This window comes from Streptomyces ochraceiscleroticus (assembly GCF_000720485.1).
GTDB lineage: Bacteria > Actinomycetota > Actinomycetes > Streptomycetales > Streptomycetaceae > Streptomyces > Streptomyces ochraceiscleroticus.
On record NZ_JOAX01000022.1, the window covers coordinates 126,002 to 142,664 of the forward strand.

At 69.4% G+C, this 16,663-nt stretch carries 15 protein-coding genes; 11 read left to right on the plus strand and 4 right to left on the minus strand.

Annotated features, from left to right (window positions below; all coding sequences use genetic code 11):
- Window positions 1-100 precede the first annotated feature (100 nt).
- The 4 genes from IG84_RS38215 to IG84_RS0125965 are packed head-to-tail and all read left to right on the plus strand — an operon-like array spanning window position 101 to window position 4,005.
- Entirely contained in the window at window positions 101-607 is a 507-nt protein-coding gene (locus IG84_RS38215; RefSeq protein WP_245659612.1) for a Rossmann-fold NAD(P)-binding domain-containing protein, read from the plus strand.
- 35 nt (window positions 608-642) lie between these two features.
- Window positions 643-1,194 carry a hypothetical protein gene (locus tag IG84_RS38220; RefSeq protein WP_245659613.1) on the plus strand — a complete coding sequence of 184 codons (552 nt, stop codon included), beginning with the start codon at window positions 643-645 and terminating at the stop codon, window positions 1,192-1,194.
- 13 nt (window positions 1,195-1,207) lie between these two features.
- Window positions 1,208-2,428, plus strand: a complete 1,221-nt coding sequence (locus tag IG84_RS0125960; protein WP_031062048.1) for an MAB_1171c family putative transporter — start codon at window positions 1,208-1,210, stop codon at window positions 2,426-2,428.
- Window positions 2,425-4,005, plus strand: coding sequence for an amidase (locus IG84_RS0125965; protein ID WP_031062050.1), 1,581 nt, complete (start codon window positions 2,425-2,427; stop codon window positions 4,003-4,005). The genes IG84_RS0125960 and IG84_RS0125965 overlap by 4 nt, the downstream gene beginning before the upstream one ends.
- 491 nt (window positions 4,006-4,496) lie before the next feature.
- On the opposite strand, the gene IG84_RS0125970 is transcribed toward IG84_RS0125965, so the two are convergent.
- Window positions 4,497-4,889 carry a hypothetical protein gene (locus IG84_RS0125970; protein WP_157848945.1) on the minus strand — a complete coding sequence of 131 codons (393 nt, stop codon included), beginning with the start codon at window positions 4,887-4,889 and terminating at the stop codon, window positions 4,497-4,499.
- Between the two features lie 331 nt (window positions 4,890-5,220).
- Here IG84_RS0125970 and IG84_RS0125975 point away from each other — a divergent pair, with 331 nt between their 5' ends.
- The 5 genes from IG84_RS0125975 to IG84_RS0125995 are packed head-to-tail and all read left to right on the plus strand — an operon-like array spanning window position 5,221 to window position 11,169.
- Window positions 5,221-8,082: a non-ribosomal peptide synthetase gene (locus IG84_RS0125975; RefSeq protein WP_078649405.1), complete on the plus strand. Its 2,862-nt coding sequence runs from the start codon at window positions 5,221-5,223 to the stop codon at window positions 8,080-8,082.
- A 22-nt stretch (window positions 8,083-8,104) separates the two neighbouring features.
- The gene (locus IG84_RS0125980) at window positions 8,105-9,055 is read left to right on the plus strand and encodes an NAD-dependent epimerase/dehydratase family protein (protein WP_037800876.1); all 951 of its coding nucleotides are present in this window, start codon (window positions 8,105-8,107) and stop codon (window positions 9,053-9,055) included.
- Between the two features lie 28 nt (window positions 9,056-9,083).
- Entirely contained in the window at window positions 9,084-9,608 is a 525-nt protein-coding gene (locus IG84_RS0125985) for a nuclear transport factor 2 family protein (protein ID WP_245659614.1), read from the plus strand.
- 44 nt (window positions 9,609-9,652) lie between these two features.
- Complete coding sequence (gene pheA / locus IG84_RS0125990) at window positions 9,653-10,573, plus strand: prephenate dehydratase (RefSeq protein WP_051862425.1); 921 nt, start codon at window positions 9,653-9,655, stop codon at window positions 10,571-10,573.
- 5 nt (window positions 10,574-10,578) lie between these two features.
- A complete protein-coding gene (locus IG84_RS0125995) occupies window positions 10,579-11,169 on the plus strand; it encodes a malonic semialdehyde reductase (RefSeq protein WP_107053963.1) in 591 nt (196 codons plus the stop codon).
- Between the two features lie 58 nt (window positions 11,170-11,227).
- Here the strand turns inward: IG84_RS0125995 and IG84_RS0126000 are convergent, their stop codons facing one another.
- Window positions 11,228-12,058, minus strand: coding sequence for an SDR family NAD(P)-dependent oxidoreductase (locus tag IG84_RS0126000; protein ID WP_051862427.1), 831 nt, complete (start codon window positions 12,056-12,058; stop codon window positions 11,228-11,230).
- Window positions 12,058-13,647 (minus strand): cellulase family glycosylhydrolase, encoded by a 1,590-nt coding sequence (locus tag IG84_RS0126005; RefSeq protein ID WP_107053960.1) that lies wholly within the window; start codon window positions 13,645-13,647, stop codon window positions 12,058-12,060. Before IG84_RS0126005 ends, IG84_RS0126000 begins: the two co-directional genes overlap by 1 nt.
- 270 nt (window positions 13,648-13,917) lie before the next feature.
- Here IG84_RS0126005 and IG84_RS41260 point away from each other — a divergent pair, with 270 nt between their 5' ends.
- Complete coding sequence (locus IG84_RS41260; protein ID WP_157848946.1) at window positions 13,918-14,058, plus strand: hypothetical protein; 141 nt, start codon at window positions 13,918-13,920, stop codon at window positions 14,056-14,058.
- Complete coding sequence (locus tag IG84_RS0126010) at window positions 14,024-15,145, plus strand: glycosyltransferase family 2 protein (protein ID WP_051862429.1); 1,122 nt, start codon at window positions 14,024-14,026, stop codon at window positions 15,143-15,145. The genes IG84_RS41260 and IG84_RS0126010 overlap by 35 nt, the downstream gene beginning before the upstream one ends.
- A 98-nt stretch (window positions 15,146-15,243) precedes the next feature.
- On the opposite strand, the gene IG84_RS0126015 is transcribed toward IG84_RS0126010, so the two are convergent.
- Window positions 15,244-16,593: an MFS transporter gene (locus IG84_RS0126015; RefSeq protein WP_051862431.1), complete on the minus strand. Its 1,350-nt coding sequence runs from the start codon at window positions 16,591-16,593 to the stop codon at window positions 15,244-15,246.
- Between the last annotated feature and the right edge of the window lie 70 nt (window positions 16,594-16,663).

Here is a 16,663-nt window from a genome sequence, read left to right on the forward strand (position 1 = left end):
GCCCCTCGCGGCGAGTCGCACTCCTCACAGAACCCGGGCTTCCGGTCACACACTGGCGTCAACTATAGTTTAGGCGGATCGAGAGGAAACAGCCGTGGCCGTGAGGGACGACAGTACCGACGCAGGGACGCCGGGGGAGCACCCCGCGGTTCCCGCGTCCGTGCCCGCTTCCGTTCCCGTCCCGGGTCCGGGCGCTTCGTTCGCCGAGCGGCTGAACTTCCTCTTCGACCGGGTGCGCGCGCCGGGGACCAAGGAGTTCAGTAACGCGCACGTGGCACGGACGATCTCGTCGTACGGTGACGACAGCTGCACCGGCGCCTACATCGGCATGCTGCGCAAGGGCGAACGGACGCCGACCATCACCCTCCTGCCGCTCCTCGCGCGGTTCTTCGGCGTGGAGGCCGGCTACTTCGTCGAGGACGAGATCACGCGGAAGGTCGCGGACCAGTTCGAGCTGCTGCGGAAGCTCAGCGAGGCCGGCGTGCGGGAGATCGCCCTCCGTGCGATGGGCCTGTCCGACACGAGCCAGCGCAAGGTCCTGGAGGCGATCGACGCGGTGCGGGAGATGGAAGGGCTGCCCGCCGACCCCGAGAGGGGCTCGCCATGACGGGCCCCAGGGCGTCGATCCGGAGAGGAAGCCGCATGTGGCGCAGCCGGCGTGATCGCGAGGCCGACGAAGTCGAGCGTCGCAGCCGGGAATTCGTGGCAGAGCTGCACCTGCCGCCGGTGGACAGCGTCCTCGATCTGGTGCCGTTCATGGAGAATCGATTCGGCCGGTCGATCCGCCTCATGCCCTTCACCCCGGACCCGGCCGACGCGGACTCCCTGGACGCCTCGGCGCCCTGCGGCATGTGGCTCGCCACGGAGACCACGGACTACGTCTTCTACGACACCGGCATCAGCCGCGCACACGCCGAGATCATCGTCGGCCACGAATTCGCGCACATGCTCAGGCGGCACCGCGGCAAGGCACCGATCCCCCAGGACAGCCTCGGCGGCCTGATCAACGGCATCGACCCCAGCACGGTACAGCTCGTCCTGGGCCGGACCCGCTACAACGAACCCGAGGAGTTCGAAGCCGAAATGCTCGGTTCCCTCCTGCAGGAACACGTGAGCAACCCCCGCACTACGTCCTCCCGCACCTCCCGTACCGCCCGGGACTCCGACCCCATCGCCCGTACCCTGCTGCGCTGACCGAATTGGCCCCGTGAAAGACATACTCCACCCCCTGTGTCTGGCGATCGCCGGCAGCGGATTCCTCTTCCTGCTGCGCGACCTCGCCAAGAGCCGTCGCGACCGTGCCCTGGTCGCGCTGGCCTTCACGTACGGCTTCTCCGCGATCAGTTACGCCGTCTCCCTCACCTGGGTGTGGGTGCGCATCGACGCCGTCTTCGGCGTCACCAACATCTCCGTACCGCTCGCCCAGAGCTGCGTGATCCTCGTCTTCGCGCTCCAGGCCACCGTCCTCGCGTACTGGTCGAAGCCGGCGGCCGAAGCCCGCCGCCGCAGCCGTCTCCTCCTCATCGCGGCCGCCGCGGTCATCGCCGGTATGGCCGTACTGTTCGTCCTGCTCACCCCGGCGACGACGCGCCCCGCCGACTTCGCGACGTACTACGCGCACGACCCGTACTACCAGGCGTACGTGCTGCTCTACTTCGGCATGTACACCGTCGCCGAGCTCTACCTCGCACGCTCCTGCTGGAAGTACGCGCGCACCGCGAGCAACCCCTCGATCACCTGGGGACTGCGGCTCATCACGGTCGGCGCGATCATCACCCTCGGCTACAGCACCATCCGGATCGGCGCGGTCGTCGGGGCCGAGGCCGGCTTCGGCGTCGAGCAGCTCGACCCGTTCGCCTGGGCGTGCGGCGACATCGGCGCCACCGCCACCCAGATCGGCTACTTCCTCCCCACGCTGGCCCGCCGGACCGCCGCGGCCCGCGACTGGACGGCCGCGCACCTCCGCTACCGGCAACTGCGCCACCTGTGGGCCGCGCTGGACCAGGCCGACCCCGGCATCACCCTGCGCCGCCCGGCCCCGCACCGTGACGACCTGCTCCGCGGCCGCAGCGCCCACTTCCCCCTGCTGCGCCGTCGCGTCGAAATCCGCCAGGGCCAGAAGCTGCTGCGGCGATACCTCGACCCGGCCGCGCGGGACGCGTCCGAGACCCGGCACCGGGCCGAAGGGCGTACCGGCGCCGACCTCGCCGCGGCCGTCACCGCCGACCAGATCCGCGACGCCCTCCTCCGGCACCGCGCGAACGACCCCGTCGGGACTCCCGCCGAGTACGCCGACGCGGAGCTGCCTCTTGCCACCACCGAAGACGAGCTGACGCACCTTCAGCGCGTCGCCTCGTACTTCACCCCTCCCTCCGAGAGCCCTACGCCCCCCACCTCTCACAGCACCACATCTGGAGCCCGTTCGTGATTCTCCGACGCACCCTCCTCGTCGCTGCCACGGCCGTCGCCGCGGCGGCCTCCATGGCCGCACCCGCCGCCGCCCGCTCACGCGCCGGCACCGTGAAGGCCCCCAAGTCCCCCCATGCCTCCGGCAAGGCGCTGCACCTGGCCCCCGCACGCGAACAGCTCGCCGCGCTGCGCGAGCGCAGGATCACCAGCCGTGCCCTGCTGGAGCAGTACCTCCAGCACATCGCCGAGACCGACGACCTCAACGTGGTCGTCACCCTCGACGCCGACGCCGCCCGCGCGGCCGCCGACGAGGCGGACCGGCACCTGGCCGAGACCGGCAAGCCGCTCGGCCCGCTGCACGGCCTGCCCCTCACCGTGAAGGACGCCCTGGAGACGCGGGGACTGCGCACCACCAGCGGCTCCCCGGACCTCACCGACCACGTGCCCGGCCAGGACGCCGACGCCGTCGCCCGCCTCCGCGCGGCCGGCGCCCTCATCGTCGGCAAGACCAACGTCCCGACGATGTGCCAGGACATCCAGACGTCCAACCCGATCTTCGGCGCGACGAAGAACCCCCACGACGACACCAAGACCGCCGGCGGCTCCTCCGGCGGCCCGGCCGCCGCCGTCGCCGCCGGGCTCACCAGCCTCGAAGTCGGCTCGGACCTCGCCGGCTCCCTCCGGCTCCCGGCCGCGTACTGCGGCGTGTACGCCCTGCGCCCCAGCTTCGGCATCGTGCCGACCCGCGGCCACATCCCGCGCCCGCCCGGCTGGCTCACCAGCTCCGACATGCTCACCGTCGGCCCGATCGCCCGCACGCCCGAGGACCTCGACGTCCTCCTGGACGTGCTCGCCGCACCGGCCCCGGCCGACGCCGCGGCCTGGAAGATCGACCTCCCGGCGCCGAAGCACAAGCGCCTCGCCGACTACCGGGTCGGCCTCTGGCAGGACGACCCGTACTGCCACGTCGACAAGGACACCCGCGAACTCCTGGCAGCGGTCGCCGAGCTCGTACGATCCGCCGGCGCCACGGTCGACGACTCGGCGCGCCCCGTGGACCTCGCCGACAGCGACAAGCTGTTCCAGCGCCTCATGTACGCCACGGCGAGCGCGACCGCCACCGACGAGGGGTTCGCCGACGACATCGAGGCCGCCGACAAGACGACCGCCGACGCGCCGGGCGGCCTCTTCCTGCAGTCGCGGACCATGCGGCACCGGGACTGGCTGCTCGCCAACGAGGAGCGCGAGAAGCTGCGCGGCCGCTGGGCCGATTACTTCGCCGACCACGACGTACTGATCACGCCCGCCGCCCCGACCGCGGCTGTCGACGACCAGACCGCCACCCCGGTTCCCGGCCGGTCCATCACCGTCGACGGTGAGAAGCGGCCGTACTTCGACCAGACGGCCTGGCTGAACATGGCCGGTCACGTCAAGCTGCCCGCCGCCGTCATACCCGCCGGGAAGACCGCCGACGGCCTGCCGCTGGCCATCCAGATCATCGGCCCCTACCTGGCCGACCGCACGGTCCTCGACGTGGCCAAGCACCTCGCCCGGCTGCTTCCCGAGCCGGTCCGCCCGCCCGCGTTCACCGCGTGAGCGAGCCCCACTGACCCGGGCTCGTCCCGCCTCCACGGGGGTGGGGCAGGACGAGCCCGTACGACAGAGGGCCCCAGGTGCTTCCACCTGGGGCCCTCTGTGCTGCCGCCGGCCTCGTACGGGCCGACGCACGTAAAGAGCCCGGATACCGACGGGGGATGCGGCATCCGGGCCAATGATCAGCTTAGCGCTGCGGAGGCGACTTGGGCCAGTCGGTCGGCCGGACGGTCCACGGGCTGGTACGGCCGGCTCGTACGACCTCGCGCTCGCCGGGCGAGCAGGCTCCGCCGACGCCTTGCATGGATACAGGCGTCCTGTTAGGCGGCTATTTCCTCAACGCATTCGCAATAACGTACTCGCAATAACGCACTCGCAAGGACTTCCCCCGGTTTCGGCGGGCCCGGGCGATCGCTCGCGCATTCCCGGGCCCCGCCGATACCTCAGCCGAGGCCGATATCGCAGCCGATTTCCCGGCCGCGTCCGGAGAATTCCTAGCCGCCAAGGGCCCCGGTGGCCGTCCCGACGAGCGGGGAGAGCGTGTCGTCCAGCATCTGCCCGTGGACCTTCAGATTTCCGGCCGGGTCGGTGAGCATGCTGGTCAGCTCCCACGACGGGTCGCTCAGGTGGTACATCTCGACGTGGTGCCACAGCGAGTCGACGGACTCGCCCACGGGGCTGGTGAGGGACGACGCGGGCGCCGTCGCGTGACCGGCGTGCGCGGTCGTCATCGTGGCCGCCGAAGCCGTACCGGCCCCACCGATGCCCATGACCGCCACCGCGGCCACCAGCGTCCCGGCGTAGCCCACCCACCGCCGACGGCCGGCCGCACCCGATATGGCGGCAGAGTCCTGGCTCACGCGGTTCTTGCGGCGGTAAACACTCATGAATTACCCCTTCTTCGCAGCGCGGCGACAATCGGCCTGGTGGCCCGACGCCCCTTGGGTTACGAGAAGAAGTTCAACACGACACCAACCCGGCGTGGTTTCCCTCCCGTTGCCGGACAAAGAACGATGACTCACCGTCAAAATGCCTACAGAATCAGGCTGATTTAACCGGCGAGTGACTCATGGGACATGAGCGAGCAATCGGGGGAGCGTCTGATTCCGGTACCGGCGACCGCAATTCCGTCGCCACCAGCCCTGCTTGACACGCACCGGCGAATACGCGCAGCTCACGGTTGTGCGACCGTCCATGCCTGCTCTCAGGAGAGGGACGATGACGACAATTCAGGAATCCGTTCAAGAATCCGCACCTGGACCCGCACCCACCGCCCTGCCGACGGCCTCTCGGCCCCAGCCGGAGCCCGCGCACCTCGCTGACCTGCTGCTCCGGGCGGCCGAACAGTACCCGGGACACGGGCTGCAGTACTGCCTGACGGATGACCCGGCGGAGAGCCGGCTCCAGCCGTACCCCGAGCTGCTGGACGAGGCCCGCCTGATCCTGGCGGGACTGCGCGCACGTGGCGCGGAGGCCGGCCGTAAGGTCGCGCTGCTGCTGGAACGGCCGGACGACTTCCTGCCCGCCTTCTGGGCCTGTCTGCTCGGCGGTATGACCGCCTGCCCCCTTGTTCCCCTCCGCAACGACCAGGAGCGGTGGAGCGCCCAGCTCGCCCACGTCAACGCCCTGCTCGACGGCCCGCTGCTGGTCACCACGGCGCGGCTGTGCGACGAACTCCCGGAAATCCCGGACCTGGAGGTAGCGGTCCTCACGGACCTCACCGCCGACGCCCCCCTGGGCAGCGACCTCATGGAGATCTCCGAGGCCAAGCCCACGGACGTCGCCCTGATGGTCCTCACCTCGGGATCCACCGGCAACTCCAAAGCCGTGATGCTCACCCACGCCAACCTGCTGGCCTCGATGGCGGCCAAGGCCGGCACACAGGGCCTCACCTCGGCGGACATCACGCTCAACTGGATCTCGTACGACCACGTCGCCGCCCTGCTGGAAGCGCATCTGCTGCCACTGTCGGTCGGCGCGAACCAACTGCAGACCACCCCGGACACGATCCTCGGTGATCCGGTGCGCTTCCTCCGGCTCATCGACGCGCACCGCGTGACGATGACCTTCACGCCCAACTTCCTGCTCGGCCTGATCAACCAGGCGCTGGAGCCGCTGCCCGACGACCTGTCGCTGGACCTGTCCAGCCTGCGGCACATCGTCTCCGGCGGCGAGGCCAACCTCGTCACCACCGGAGTGGCGTTCCTGGACAGGCTCGCCGAGTACGGCCTGGCCCGCGACGTGCTGTGGCCGGCCTTCGGCATGACCGAGACCTGCGCCGGCAGCATCTACAACCGCGAGTTCCCCGAGGGCGACCTGGGTGCGGAGTTCGCCGCGGTCGGCCGCCCGGTGACCGGGCTGACCATCCGGATCGCCGCCGAGGACGGCGCGGAGGGCGGAGCGGCGGACGCCCCGGACCGCGTTCTGGACGAGGGCGAGATCGGCGAGGTCCAGCTCAACGGCCCGATGATCACCGGTGGGTACTTCAACAACGCCCAGGCCACCAAGGACGCGTTCACCGCCGACGGCTGGTTCCGCACCGGCGACCTGGGACGCCTCGTCGACGGCAGGCTCACCCTCGTCGGGCGCAGCAAGGACAGCATCATCGTCAACGGCGTGAACTACTTCAGCCACGAGCTGGAAGCGCTCCTGGAGGACCTCGACGGAATACGGAAGTCGTACGTCGCGGCCTTCCCGACCCGCCCAGAGGGCAGTGACACCGAGCAGCTCGTGGTGGCCTTCGCGACCACCCTCGACCCGGCCGACGAGGCCGGTCTGCACCGCCTGCTGATCGCCGTGCGCAACAGCGTCGTCATGGCCTGGGGCTTCCGCCCGGCACTGCTGCTGCCACTGCCCGCCGACGCCTTCCCCAAGACCAGCCTCGGCAAGATCCAGCGTTCCCTCATGCGCAAGCGCCTGGAGGCCGGCGACTACGCCGCACAACGGTCGACCGTCGACGACGTGGTCACCCGCCACCTCGGCGGATACACCGCCCCCGAGGGCGAGACCGAGCAGGCCCTGGCGGAGATCTACGCGGAGCTGTTCGACATGGCGCCCGGCACGGTCAGCGCCACGGCGAGCTTCTTCGACCTGGGCGGCACCTCGCTGGACATCCTGCGCATGAAGCGGCTGGTCGGCAGCCGGCTCGGCGCCGTGGATCTGCCGGTCCTCGCCATCCTCACCGCGCCGAGCGTCCGCGAGCTGGCCAAACGGCTCACGGTGCGCGAGAAGGCCGACCCGGCCGCGTACGACCCGATCGTCCCCCTGCAGACCAGTGGCGAGAAGACGCCGCTGTTCTGCGTCCACCCGGGCGTCGGCGAGGTGCTCGTCTTCGTCAACCTGGCCAAGTACTTCGTACAGGAGCGCCCCTTCTACGCGCTGCGGGCGCGCGGCTTCAACCCCGGCGAGAAGCCCTTCGAGTCCTTCGACGAGATGGCCCGTACCTACGCGGCCGCCATTCGCGAAAAGCAGCCGCACGGCCCGTACGCGCTGGCCGGCTACTCCTTCGGCTCGGCGGTGGCCTTCGAGATCGCCAAGATCCTGGAGGCGGAGGGCGAGCGGGTCGACTTCCTCGGCAGCTTCAACCTCCCGCCCCACATCAAGTACCGCATGGACGAGCTCGACTACATCGAGACCGCGGTCAACCTGGCGATGTTCCTGGAGCTGGTCTCCAAACAGCAGGCCGCCGAGCTGCCCGCGCAGCTCCGGCCGCTCGGCAAGGACGAACAGCTCAAGCACCTGATCGACATCGCCCCGCCGGAGCGGCTGGCCGAACTGGACCTGGACCTGGCACGGTTCACGGCCTGGGCGGACCTCGCCGACGGACTGACCGGGCTCGGGCGGACGTATCAGCCCAGCGGGAACGTACGGCGGATGAGCGTCTTCTACGCGATCCCACTGCGCGGCACCAAGGAAGACTGGCTCAACAACGAGCTGCGCCGCTGGGACGAGCACACCCGCGAGGAGAACCGCTACCTCGACGTGCCCGGCGAGCACTACACACTCATGGGCCCCAAGCACGTCGCCGCCTTCCAGACCATCCTCCGGTCCGAGCTCGACCGGTCCCTCGACGGCAAGTGAGCAGGGAAGAGAGGAGACTGCTGTGACTGACGGAAAGAAGATTCTGATCACCGGCGGTACTGGCCAGGCGGCCCGTCCCGTCGCCGAGGCCCTCGCCGCCGACAACGAGGTCTGGTGCCTCGGCCGCTTCACCACCCCCGGCGCCGAGGACGAGCTGCGCGCCCGCGGCATCACGACGTACCACTGGGACATGGGCGGCGAGGACACACTCGACGCACTGCCCGACGACTTCACCCACGTCATGCACTCCGCGGTGCACCGCGGCTACGACGGTGACTTCGACACCGCCATCGAGGTCAACTCGGTCGCCGTCGGCCGGCTCATGACCCACTGCCGCAAGGCGGAAGCATTCCTGCACGTGTCGACCGGCGCCTTCTACAAGCGCCAGACGCTGGATCACCAGTACAAGGAGACCGACCCGCTGGACGGCGTGGCCGACTGGCTGCCGACGTACCCCATCTGCAAGATCGCGGCGGAGGGCACAGCGCGCGCGTACGCCCGCACGCTCGGCGTCCCCACGACCATCGCGCGCCTCAACATCTCGTACGGACCGGCCTCCTACGGCGGCGTGCCCGTCATGTACTTCAAGAAGATGCTGGCCGGCGAGCCGATCCCCATCCCGCTCGAAGGCCAGAACTGGGCATCCCTGATCCACACCGACGACCTCGTGCACCAGGTCCCCCTGCTGTGGTCCATCGCGAGCACGCCCGCGACCATCGTCAACTGGGGCGGTGACGAGCCGGTCGGGATGACCGACTGCGCCGCGTACATGTCCGAACTCACGGGTGTAGAGGCGAAGTTCGAAAGGACCGCCGTCACCCGCGAGACGTACGCCTTCGACAGCACGAAACGGCGCTCGCTGATCGGCGACTGCACCGTCGAATGGCACGACGGCATCCGTCGCACGCTGGAAGCACACTTCCCGGACATCGCCCTGAAGGACACCACTGACGCGAAGAGGGTTTCCGTGTGACTGCCACCGACGCGAAGAAGGTTGCCGAGTGAACGCCACCGCCGCGGAGAAGCGGATGCACGCGGCAAGCGATGCGGAGAACCAGACACACGCGGCGAGCGATGCGGAAAATCGGTCGGCGAGTGATGTGGAGAAGCGCATCCGGGCCGCCTACGACGCATTCCACCGCCGGGACATCGAGGCCATCCTGTCGTACTTCGCTCCCGACATCGTCTGGGTGCACCCCGACGGCATGCGGGAGGTGGGCCTGGGCGGACCCAAGTACGGGCACGACGGCATGCGGGAGTTCCTCGCCCGAGTACCCGGCGTGCTGGGCGGGATGGTCCTCGACCCGCACGAGTTCCTGGCCGACGGCGACCGGGTCATCGTGCTCGGGGACCGGGAGGTCACCTCCCGCGACGGCCGGAAGGCGACCCTGCGCTTCGTCCACTCCTGGACGCTCGGCGCTGACGGCCTGGCCGTGCACTTCGAGGACTGCTTCGACACCGTCGAAATGCTCCGCCTGATCGACCCGGACTCGATCCGCACCCCACGGCCCGACGCCGGCGCGTGAGCCGCGTCGATTCACGGTGCACGCACCAAGGAGGCTCCGTCCCGATGCCCACCGCCTATCTGGGCCCGTCCGGTTCGTTCACCGAAGCCGCGCTCGCCGGCCTGCAGGTCCGGCCCGGCGAGGCCGTACCGTACCCGGGCGTCCGCCAGGCACTCGACGCCGTCCGCAGCGGGGCGGCGGACGCCGCGGTCGTGCCCTGGGAGAACTCCGTCGAAGGGGCCGTCACCGCCTCCGTCGATGCCCTCGCGCACAGCGGGGACCTGTGCATCACCGGCGAGACTCTGCTGCCCGTCCAATTCGCGCTCGCCGTACCACCGGGCGGTTCACTCTCCTCGGTACACCGGATACTGACGCACCCTCACGCCCACGCTCAGTGCCGCACCTGGATCGACACCCATCTCCCGCATGCCGATTTCCTTACCTCCTCCTCGACCGCCCAGGCCGCCCGTGACGTGGCAAATCCGGGGAATTCACGGGTTGACACCGCGGCCATCGCCTCGCCGAACACACTCCGGAGATACGGACTCGAAGTCATCGCAGAGAACATAGGGGCACGTCCGGACGCGGTGACCCGCTTCGTGAAGGTGGCCCGACCCAATAAGCGGCTCGCGCCGCCGACGGGTGCGGACCGCAGCACCATGGTCGTACCGCTGGCGGGCAGAGTAAGCGATCTCCACGACGTACTGCACGAGTTCGTTCGCACTTCCGTGCCGCTGACGTCGGTGCTGTCCCGGCCCAGCGGTACCGGTTTCGGCGGCTACTCCTTCCTCCTCGAATGCGAGGGCCATATAGACGAGCCGCCCGTCGGTTCGGTCGTCGCGTCCCTGCGCCGACGCAACGCCCGGACCGTTTTCCTCGGCAGCTATCCCCGCGCTACACCCACACTCACACCCGCACCCGCCCCCAACAGTCCTCTTACCAATTCTCTTACTGGTTCTCTTACTCCACGAGGTGAAACACTGTGAATTCCTTGCTTACCCCCCTCGCCGCTGACGCGCAGAACCTCCTCTTCAAAGAGGCGCACACCGCCCACGCATTCACCGACGAGCCGGTGACCGATGAGCAGGTCACCGCCATCCACGAGCTCATCAAGAACGCCCCGACCTCGCTCAACAGCCAGCCGCTGCGCGCTGTTCTGGTCCGCAGCGACGAGGCACGCGCACGCCTCGTCGAGCGAATGGCACCCGGCAACCAGCCCAAGGTGCGCCAGGCGCCGCTCGTCGTCGTCCTCGCCGCCGACCTCGATTTCCACGAGACGCTGTCCAAGGTCGCACCGCACGTACCGAACGCCCGCGATCTGTTCGCCGACGAGACCATGCGGCACGACACAGCGGTGGTCAACGCCTCCCTGCAGATCGCCTATTTCATCGTGGGAGTACGGGCTGCCGGGCTCGCCGTGGGCCCCATGGCGGGCTTCGACGCCAAGGCCGTCACCGAGGAATTCTTCCCCGACGGCCAGCACCGCGCCCTCGTCGTCGCGAACGTCGGCCGCCCGGGCCCGGAAGCCTTCCGCCCCCGCGCACCGCGCCTGACGTATGACGAGGTGTTCAGGAGCGTCTGACATGCCGACTGTCGACTGATGCGGCGTTGATTGTCGACTGCCGTCACGTCGACCGTCGTCAGCGCTCCGACAACCGGAAATCGAATGGCACTGCGCCCGGGTCGACCATCGTCGTGCCGCCGTCCGCCGTGAGCGTGGTGCCATTGACATAGGAGGAGTGCGGGCCGAGGAGCCACAGGACGGCGTCGGCGATTTCGTGGGGCTCGGCGGGACGGCGTTGCGGTACGAGGGTGGTCACCTCGGCATACGACTCGTCCACGCCGAGCCCCAACGGCCCGCCGAATTCCCGCATTTCCTCATCCGCCATTTCGGTGCGGGTCCAGCCGGGGCACACGGTGTTGGCGCGTACCCCTCGCGGCCCGAACTCGGCCGCGAGGGTGGCGGTCAGCATGGCGGCACCGGCCTTCGAGGCGGCGTACGCGGACATCCCTCCCGAGGCGCGCAGCCCGGCTATCGAGCCAACGGTCACGAACGACCCCTTGGAGTTAATGAGATGGGGGAGTGCGGCGCGAGCGAGAAAGAAGACGGAGGTGAGGTTGGTACGCAGGGTTGCGTCCCAGTCCTCGTCGGTCAGGTCGAGCACCCCGCCGGGTCGCATGACGCCTGCGTTGGCGACGACGCCGTCGAGCCGGCCGTGATCCCGTACGACGGCGGCCACCAGCTCCTCGACCTGCGCCCGGTCGGTGACGTCCGCAACGTACGCCGTGGCCCCGCAACCCTCCGCGACCTTGCGCAGCACGTCACCCCGCCGCCCGCAAACGGCAACCCGCGCACCGGAAGCCACCGCCTGCGCAGCCACAGCGGCCCCGATCCCACTGCTGGCCCCCGCCACCAGATGAACGGGGGCGGGAGACGGGGAGGGCGACGACGAGGTGACGGAACGCTGCATCAGTGAGTACTCCCTTGTTCGTGCTTCTCCGGGCTGGTTCGGCCGGCGTCGTCTGCATGTGCCGGGTGACGACGGGCGGTTACGGTCACCGTGACCGTGGTGCCAGAAGGCGTTGAGGGCAGTCGCAGCCGGGCGATGCCGTTCCTGACCCGGACCACAGCATCCGGTATCCCGTCGACTGTCACACGGGCGCCGTGTGGATACACCGTGGCAGGCAAGGTGATCTCCGTCCATGCCCGGCGCGTTGTCCTGTTGGCGTTGAGAGTGAGGCGGTACTCGCCGGTCGTCGGGGTGTACGACTCGCGCTCGGGGGTGCCTGCGACGGCTCGCGCGTAGGGACCGAACACCGGTTCCTTGCCCGGCGCCGGGCGGCCGTCGGCGTCTCGTACGCAGTAGCCGCCCCCTTCGGGCGCGTCGCAGTCGTACCACATGGCCCACCCCGAAGCGAAGCCCGGCATCGACCTCAGCTGACGGTAAATCAGTTCTGCGTTCCCGGGCGTGGTGGCCCGGGGCGGTCCCCACTCGCCGACCAGGACGGGCATCCGGTGCGCGGTCGGGTAGGCGCCGATGGCCGCCTCGTACTGCTCGATGAACCCTCCGGTCGGGTCCCAGTCCTGCCCGGATTCCACTGCCGTGTCGTAGTAGTGCGGGGCGTAACCGATGCGGTCGGCGCCAGGGCGCGGATCGCGGAAGCCGGGCAGGCTGGTCGGGACTCCCTGGCCGACCAGGACGGTCGGTTCCACGAACAGCCACGCGTTGCGGTCGGCGGCTCGCACGGCGTCGATGAGGCGCCGGTACATCGCCGGCAGCCGGCCCTGTTCGAGTGCTACCGATGCAGCCAACTGGTTGGCCGGGTCGGTCGGGTCGCCGGGGACCGGGCCGAAGGGCTCGTTGAACAGGTCGTAGCCCAGCAGCGAGCGGTGCCCGCGCAGCGTTGAGGCGACCCGGGCGTAGGCGGCGGCCTGTGCGGCGCGCAGGTCCGGGTCGTCATACAGGTGCGTGAAGGCCGCCTGGGCGGCCGGCTGGAAGTAGTCGGAGAACCAGTCATCAGGGTTCGGCTCGAAGGGCAGGCCGTCGGTGCGGGTGGCCCAGGCGGGTATGCCGTTGTGCCCGAAGGCCGGGCCGAACACGTCCTGGTGCCAGTCGACGAGTACCAGCACTCCGTACCGGTCGGCCCAGTCCAGTACTCGGTCGAGGTAGCGCAGGTAGTCGGTGTCGTAGCGGCCGCGCTTCGGCTCCACCTTTTCCCACTGGATGTTGAGCCGCATGAGTGTGAAGCCCTCGGAGGCCAGGCGTGCGACGCGGTCCTGCGTGACGGTGTCGGTCTTGCCGAGGTTGAGGCCGTGGAGAGTGAGGACCCGTCCTTGCCGGTCGGCGAGGCGGGTGCGGCCGTCCGGGGTGGTCACCGTGCGGGAAGGCGGGGCGATCGTGCTGGCTGCGGCAACATCGGCATCGGTCGACGCCGGGGCCTTCGGCAGAGCCGATGTCGAAGTCTCCGGTAAGGCCGTCGCCGAAGCCTCCGGTAGGAGGGCCGTGCCGAAGGCGAGGGACAAGGACAGCAGGGCGAGGACGGCGCGGCTCAGACGCATATGGCCTCCGGTGGGGACGGTCGGCGCGTGGGCCAACGGCCCGCCGCAACCCGCATCTTGACGTCCAGGAGATCAGGCGGCAAGGGGACGGATGAGCCGGGGTGGGGCGTGTGGGGTGCCGGTGCCGGTGCCGGGTGCGGTGTGCCGGGGGCGGTCTGCCGGGTTGGGCGAGGCCGGGGCAGTGGCCACGGCGGCCCGGCGGCTGAGAGTTATCCACAGGAGGCTGCCTCCGGAAAACGTCCAACCCACCCTCCCACTACCGTCGGTGACATGCACGGAGGACTGCCGTTCATCGGCATCAGCATCATCGTCTACGGCGCGATCGGCCTCACCGCCCTCGCCGCCGCCGGATTCCGCAAACTCGGGGGAGTAGGACATGTACAGCGTCACAGCCATCGTCCCAGCTCATAACGAAGAAGCCGGTCTGCCCGCGACCCTCGCGGCGCTGCGGAGCCAGACCGTCCCACCCGACCGCATCATCGTCATCGACGACGGATCGACGGACCGCACGGCAGACGTCGCCGCATCACACGACGTAACTGTCCTGCGCCCACCCCGCCAACTCGGCAGCAAGGCCAGAGCCCAGAATCACGCATTGCCGCACTGCGACACGGACCTGATCCTCGCGGTCGACGCCGACACCGTCCTCGCGCCGGACTACATCGAGCGCGTCATCCCGGCCTTCGCCGACCCCACGGTCGCCGTGGCCGCCGGCAACGTCCAGACCCGCCACACCCGCACCCTCTGGGAGCGCGGCCGCTCCACGGAATATCTCTTCGGCTTCCACTTCCACCGACCCATCCAGGCGCTCGCGGGAAGCCCCATGGTCTGTTCCGGATGCTGCTCGGTCTTCCGCCGCGCCGACCTGATGGCCTTCGGCGGCTTTCCCGAACGCACCATCGTCGAGGACATGGACTTCACCTGGTCCCAGCAGATCCAGGGCAGACGGGCGCTCTACGTCCCCGACGCCACGGCCTGGGCCGCCGACCCGGAAACCCTCACCTACCTCCGAAAACAGGTCTGGCGCTGGATGGCCGGCTTCTGCCAGAACGTCCGCCTCCACCTCGGCGCCCTCATCACCCGCAAGCCACTGCTCGCCGTCTGGGTCCTGCTCGCCCTCCTGGAGATCCTCACCGCTCCGCTGTGGTGGGCCACGCCCTTCGTGGCGGCCGCGACGACCGATCAATCGCTGGGCACGTCCCTCGCATGGTGGACCGGCGCCGAACTCCTCCTGACCACCCCACCCTTGCTCTACGCCGCCCGCAGGCGCCGCCTCCGCCTCGCCACTGTCCTCATCAACCTCCCCTGCGTCTACGCCACCAAGATCGTCAATCTCCTCTACGCCTGGAAGGCCCTCTTCGTAGAACTACTCCTGGTCCCCCTCGGATGCTCTTCGGGCCTGACCATCTACGAAAAGGGCCGCGCCGACACCCCACCCAGCCCGCCAACTCCCGTACTCCCGCACCGATCCGCCCCGAAGCCCTCGACCGTCATCTGACGTCGGCCAAGGACCTGAGAAGGAGGAAGAGAGAAGGAAAGGGCGAGGAGGGCAATGGGCGAAGACTCGACCGCGTGCTCGCGGCACGGCGGGTACCTTCAGGCGACCGTCGTCTTGTCCACGCCCGCCCCGGCGTCGCCGTTCGCCGGCGGGCGCGTGCCGAGCTCTGCCGTCGGGACCCTGAATGTCTCCCGCAGGCCCCAGGCGCAGAGTGCCAGGATGAGTGCCGCTGCGCCCGAGTAGAGACCGACGCCGATCGGATTGCCGTCGAAGGCGATGAAGAGGGCCGTCGCGGTGGTGGCCGCTGTGCCGCCGCCCAGTGCCGCACCGGTCTGGTACGTGGCGGAGATGGAGGAGTAACGGGTGGCGCTCGCGAACTGTTCGCCCAGGAAAGCCGGAATGCAGCCCTGGGGAGCGGCCATGAGTACGTTCACCAGCACGTAGGCGACGGTCGCCAGCGCCAGGATGTGCCCGTCCACCATGGGGAAGTAGGCGAAGAAGAACGCCCCGTAGACAAGGGTGCCGACGATCACCACGGGCTTGCGACCGATCCTGTCGGAGAGGAGGGCCATGACCGGAACGGCGAGGGTGAAGGCAACCGAGCCCGCCACCTGCAGCAGCAACGACTCGGTGTGGCTGTAGCCGAGTTCCTCGGCGTAGGTCACGGTGAAGATCGTGCCGATGTAGGCCAGGGTGTTGTAGCCGAAGGCCACGCCGATGGCCAGCAGCATCTGGCGCGGGTGCCGCTTGATGGACTCCAGGATCGGCACCCGGGGAGCGTGCTCGGTGCGGCGCTCCTCCCGGGGCATACGACTACGGGCCACGACGCCCGCCAGGACCAGCAGGCCACCCAGCCAGAACGGCACGCGCCATGCCCAGTCCTGTAGCTGCTCCTGCGGCAGCAGGGTGATCAAGGTGAACACGCCGGTACCGAAGAGGCTGCCGATGCCAATGCCGGCGCTCGTGAAGCTGCCCCACAGACCGCGGCGGTTCTCCGGAGCGTTCTCGATGCCGAAGAGGGAGGCACCACCCCACTCGCCGCCGGCCGCGAAGCCCTGGATGAGGCGCAGGACGACGAGCATGACCGGCGCGGCGACGCCCACGGTGCGGTAGTCGGGCAGGCAGCCGATGAGGAAGGTACTGGTTCCCATGATCAGGAGCGTGAGCACCAGCATGGCCTTGCGTCCGATGCGGTCGCCGAAGTGGCCGATCACGATGCCACCGAGGGGGCGGGCGATGAAGCCACTGCCGAAGGCGGCGAAGGCCACGAGGGTGCCCACGGTGGGGTCGAAGCTGGGGAAGAAGAGGGTCGGGAAGACGAGCGCGGCGGCGAGGCCGTAAATGATGAAGTCATAGAACTCCAGCGCTGTGCCGAACCCGGAGATGAAGAAGGTGCGCGTGGCCGTGGTGACTTGAGTCTTGAGGCTGGGTCTGACGGGGCCCGTCATGACAGTTCCAGGTCCTTCCAAGGGCAGGGGACGAGAGGGAAGGGAAGGGAAGGGGAGGGGAGGGGAGGGG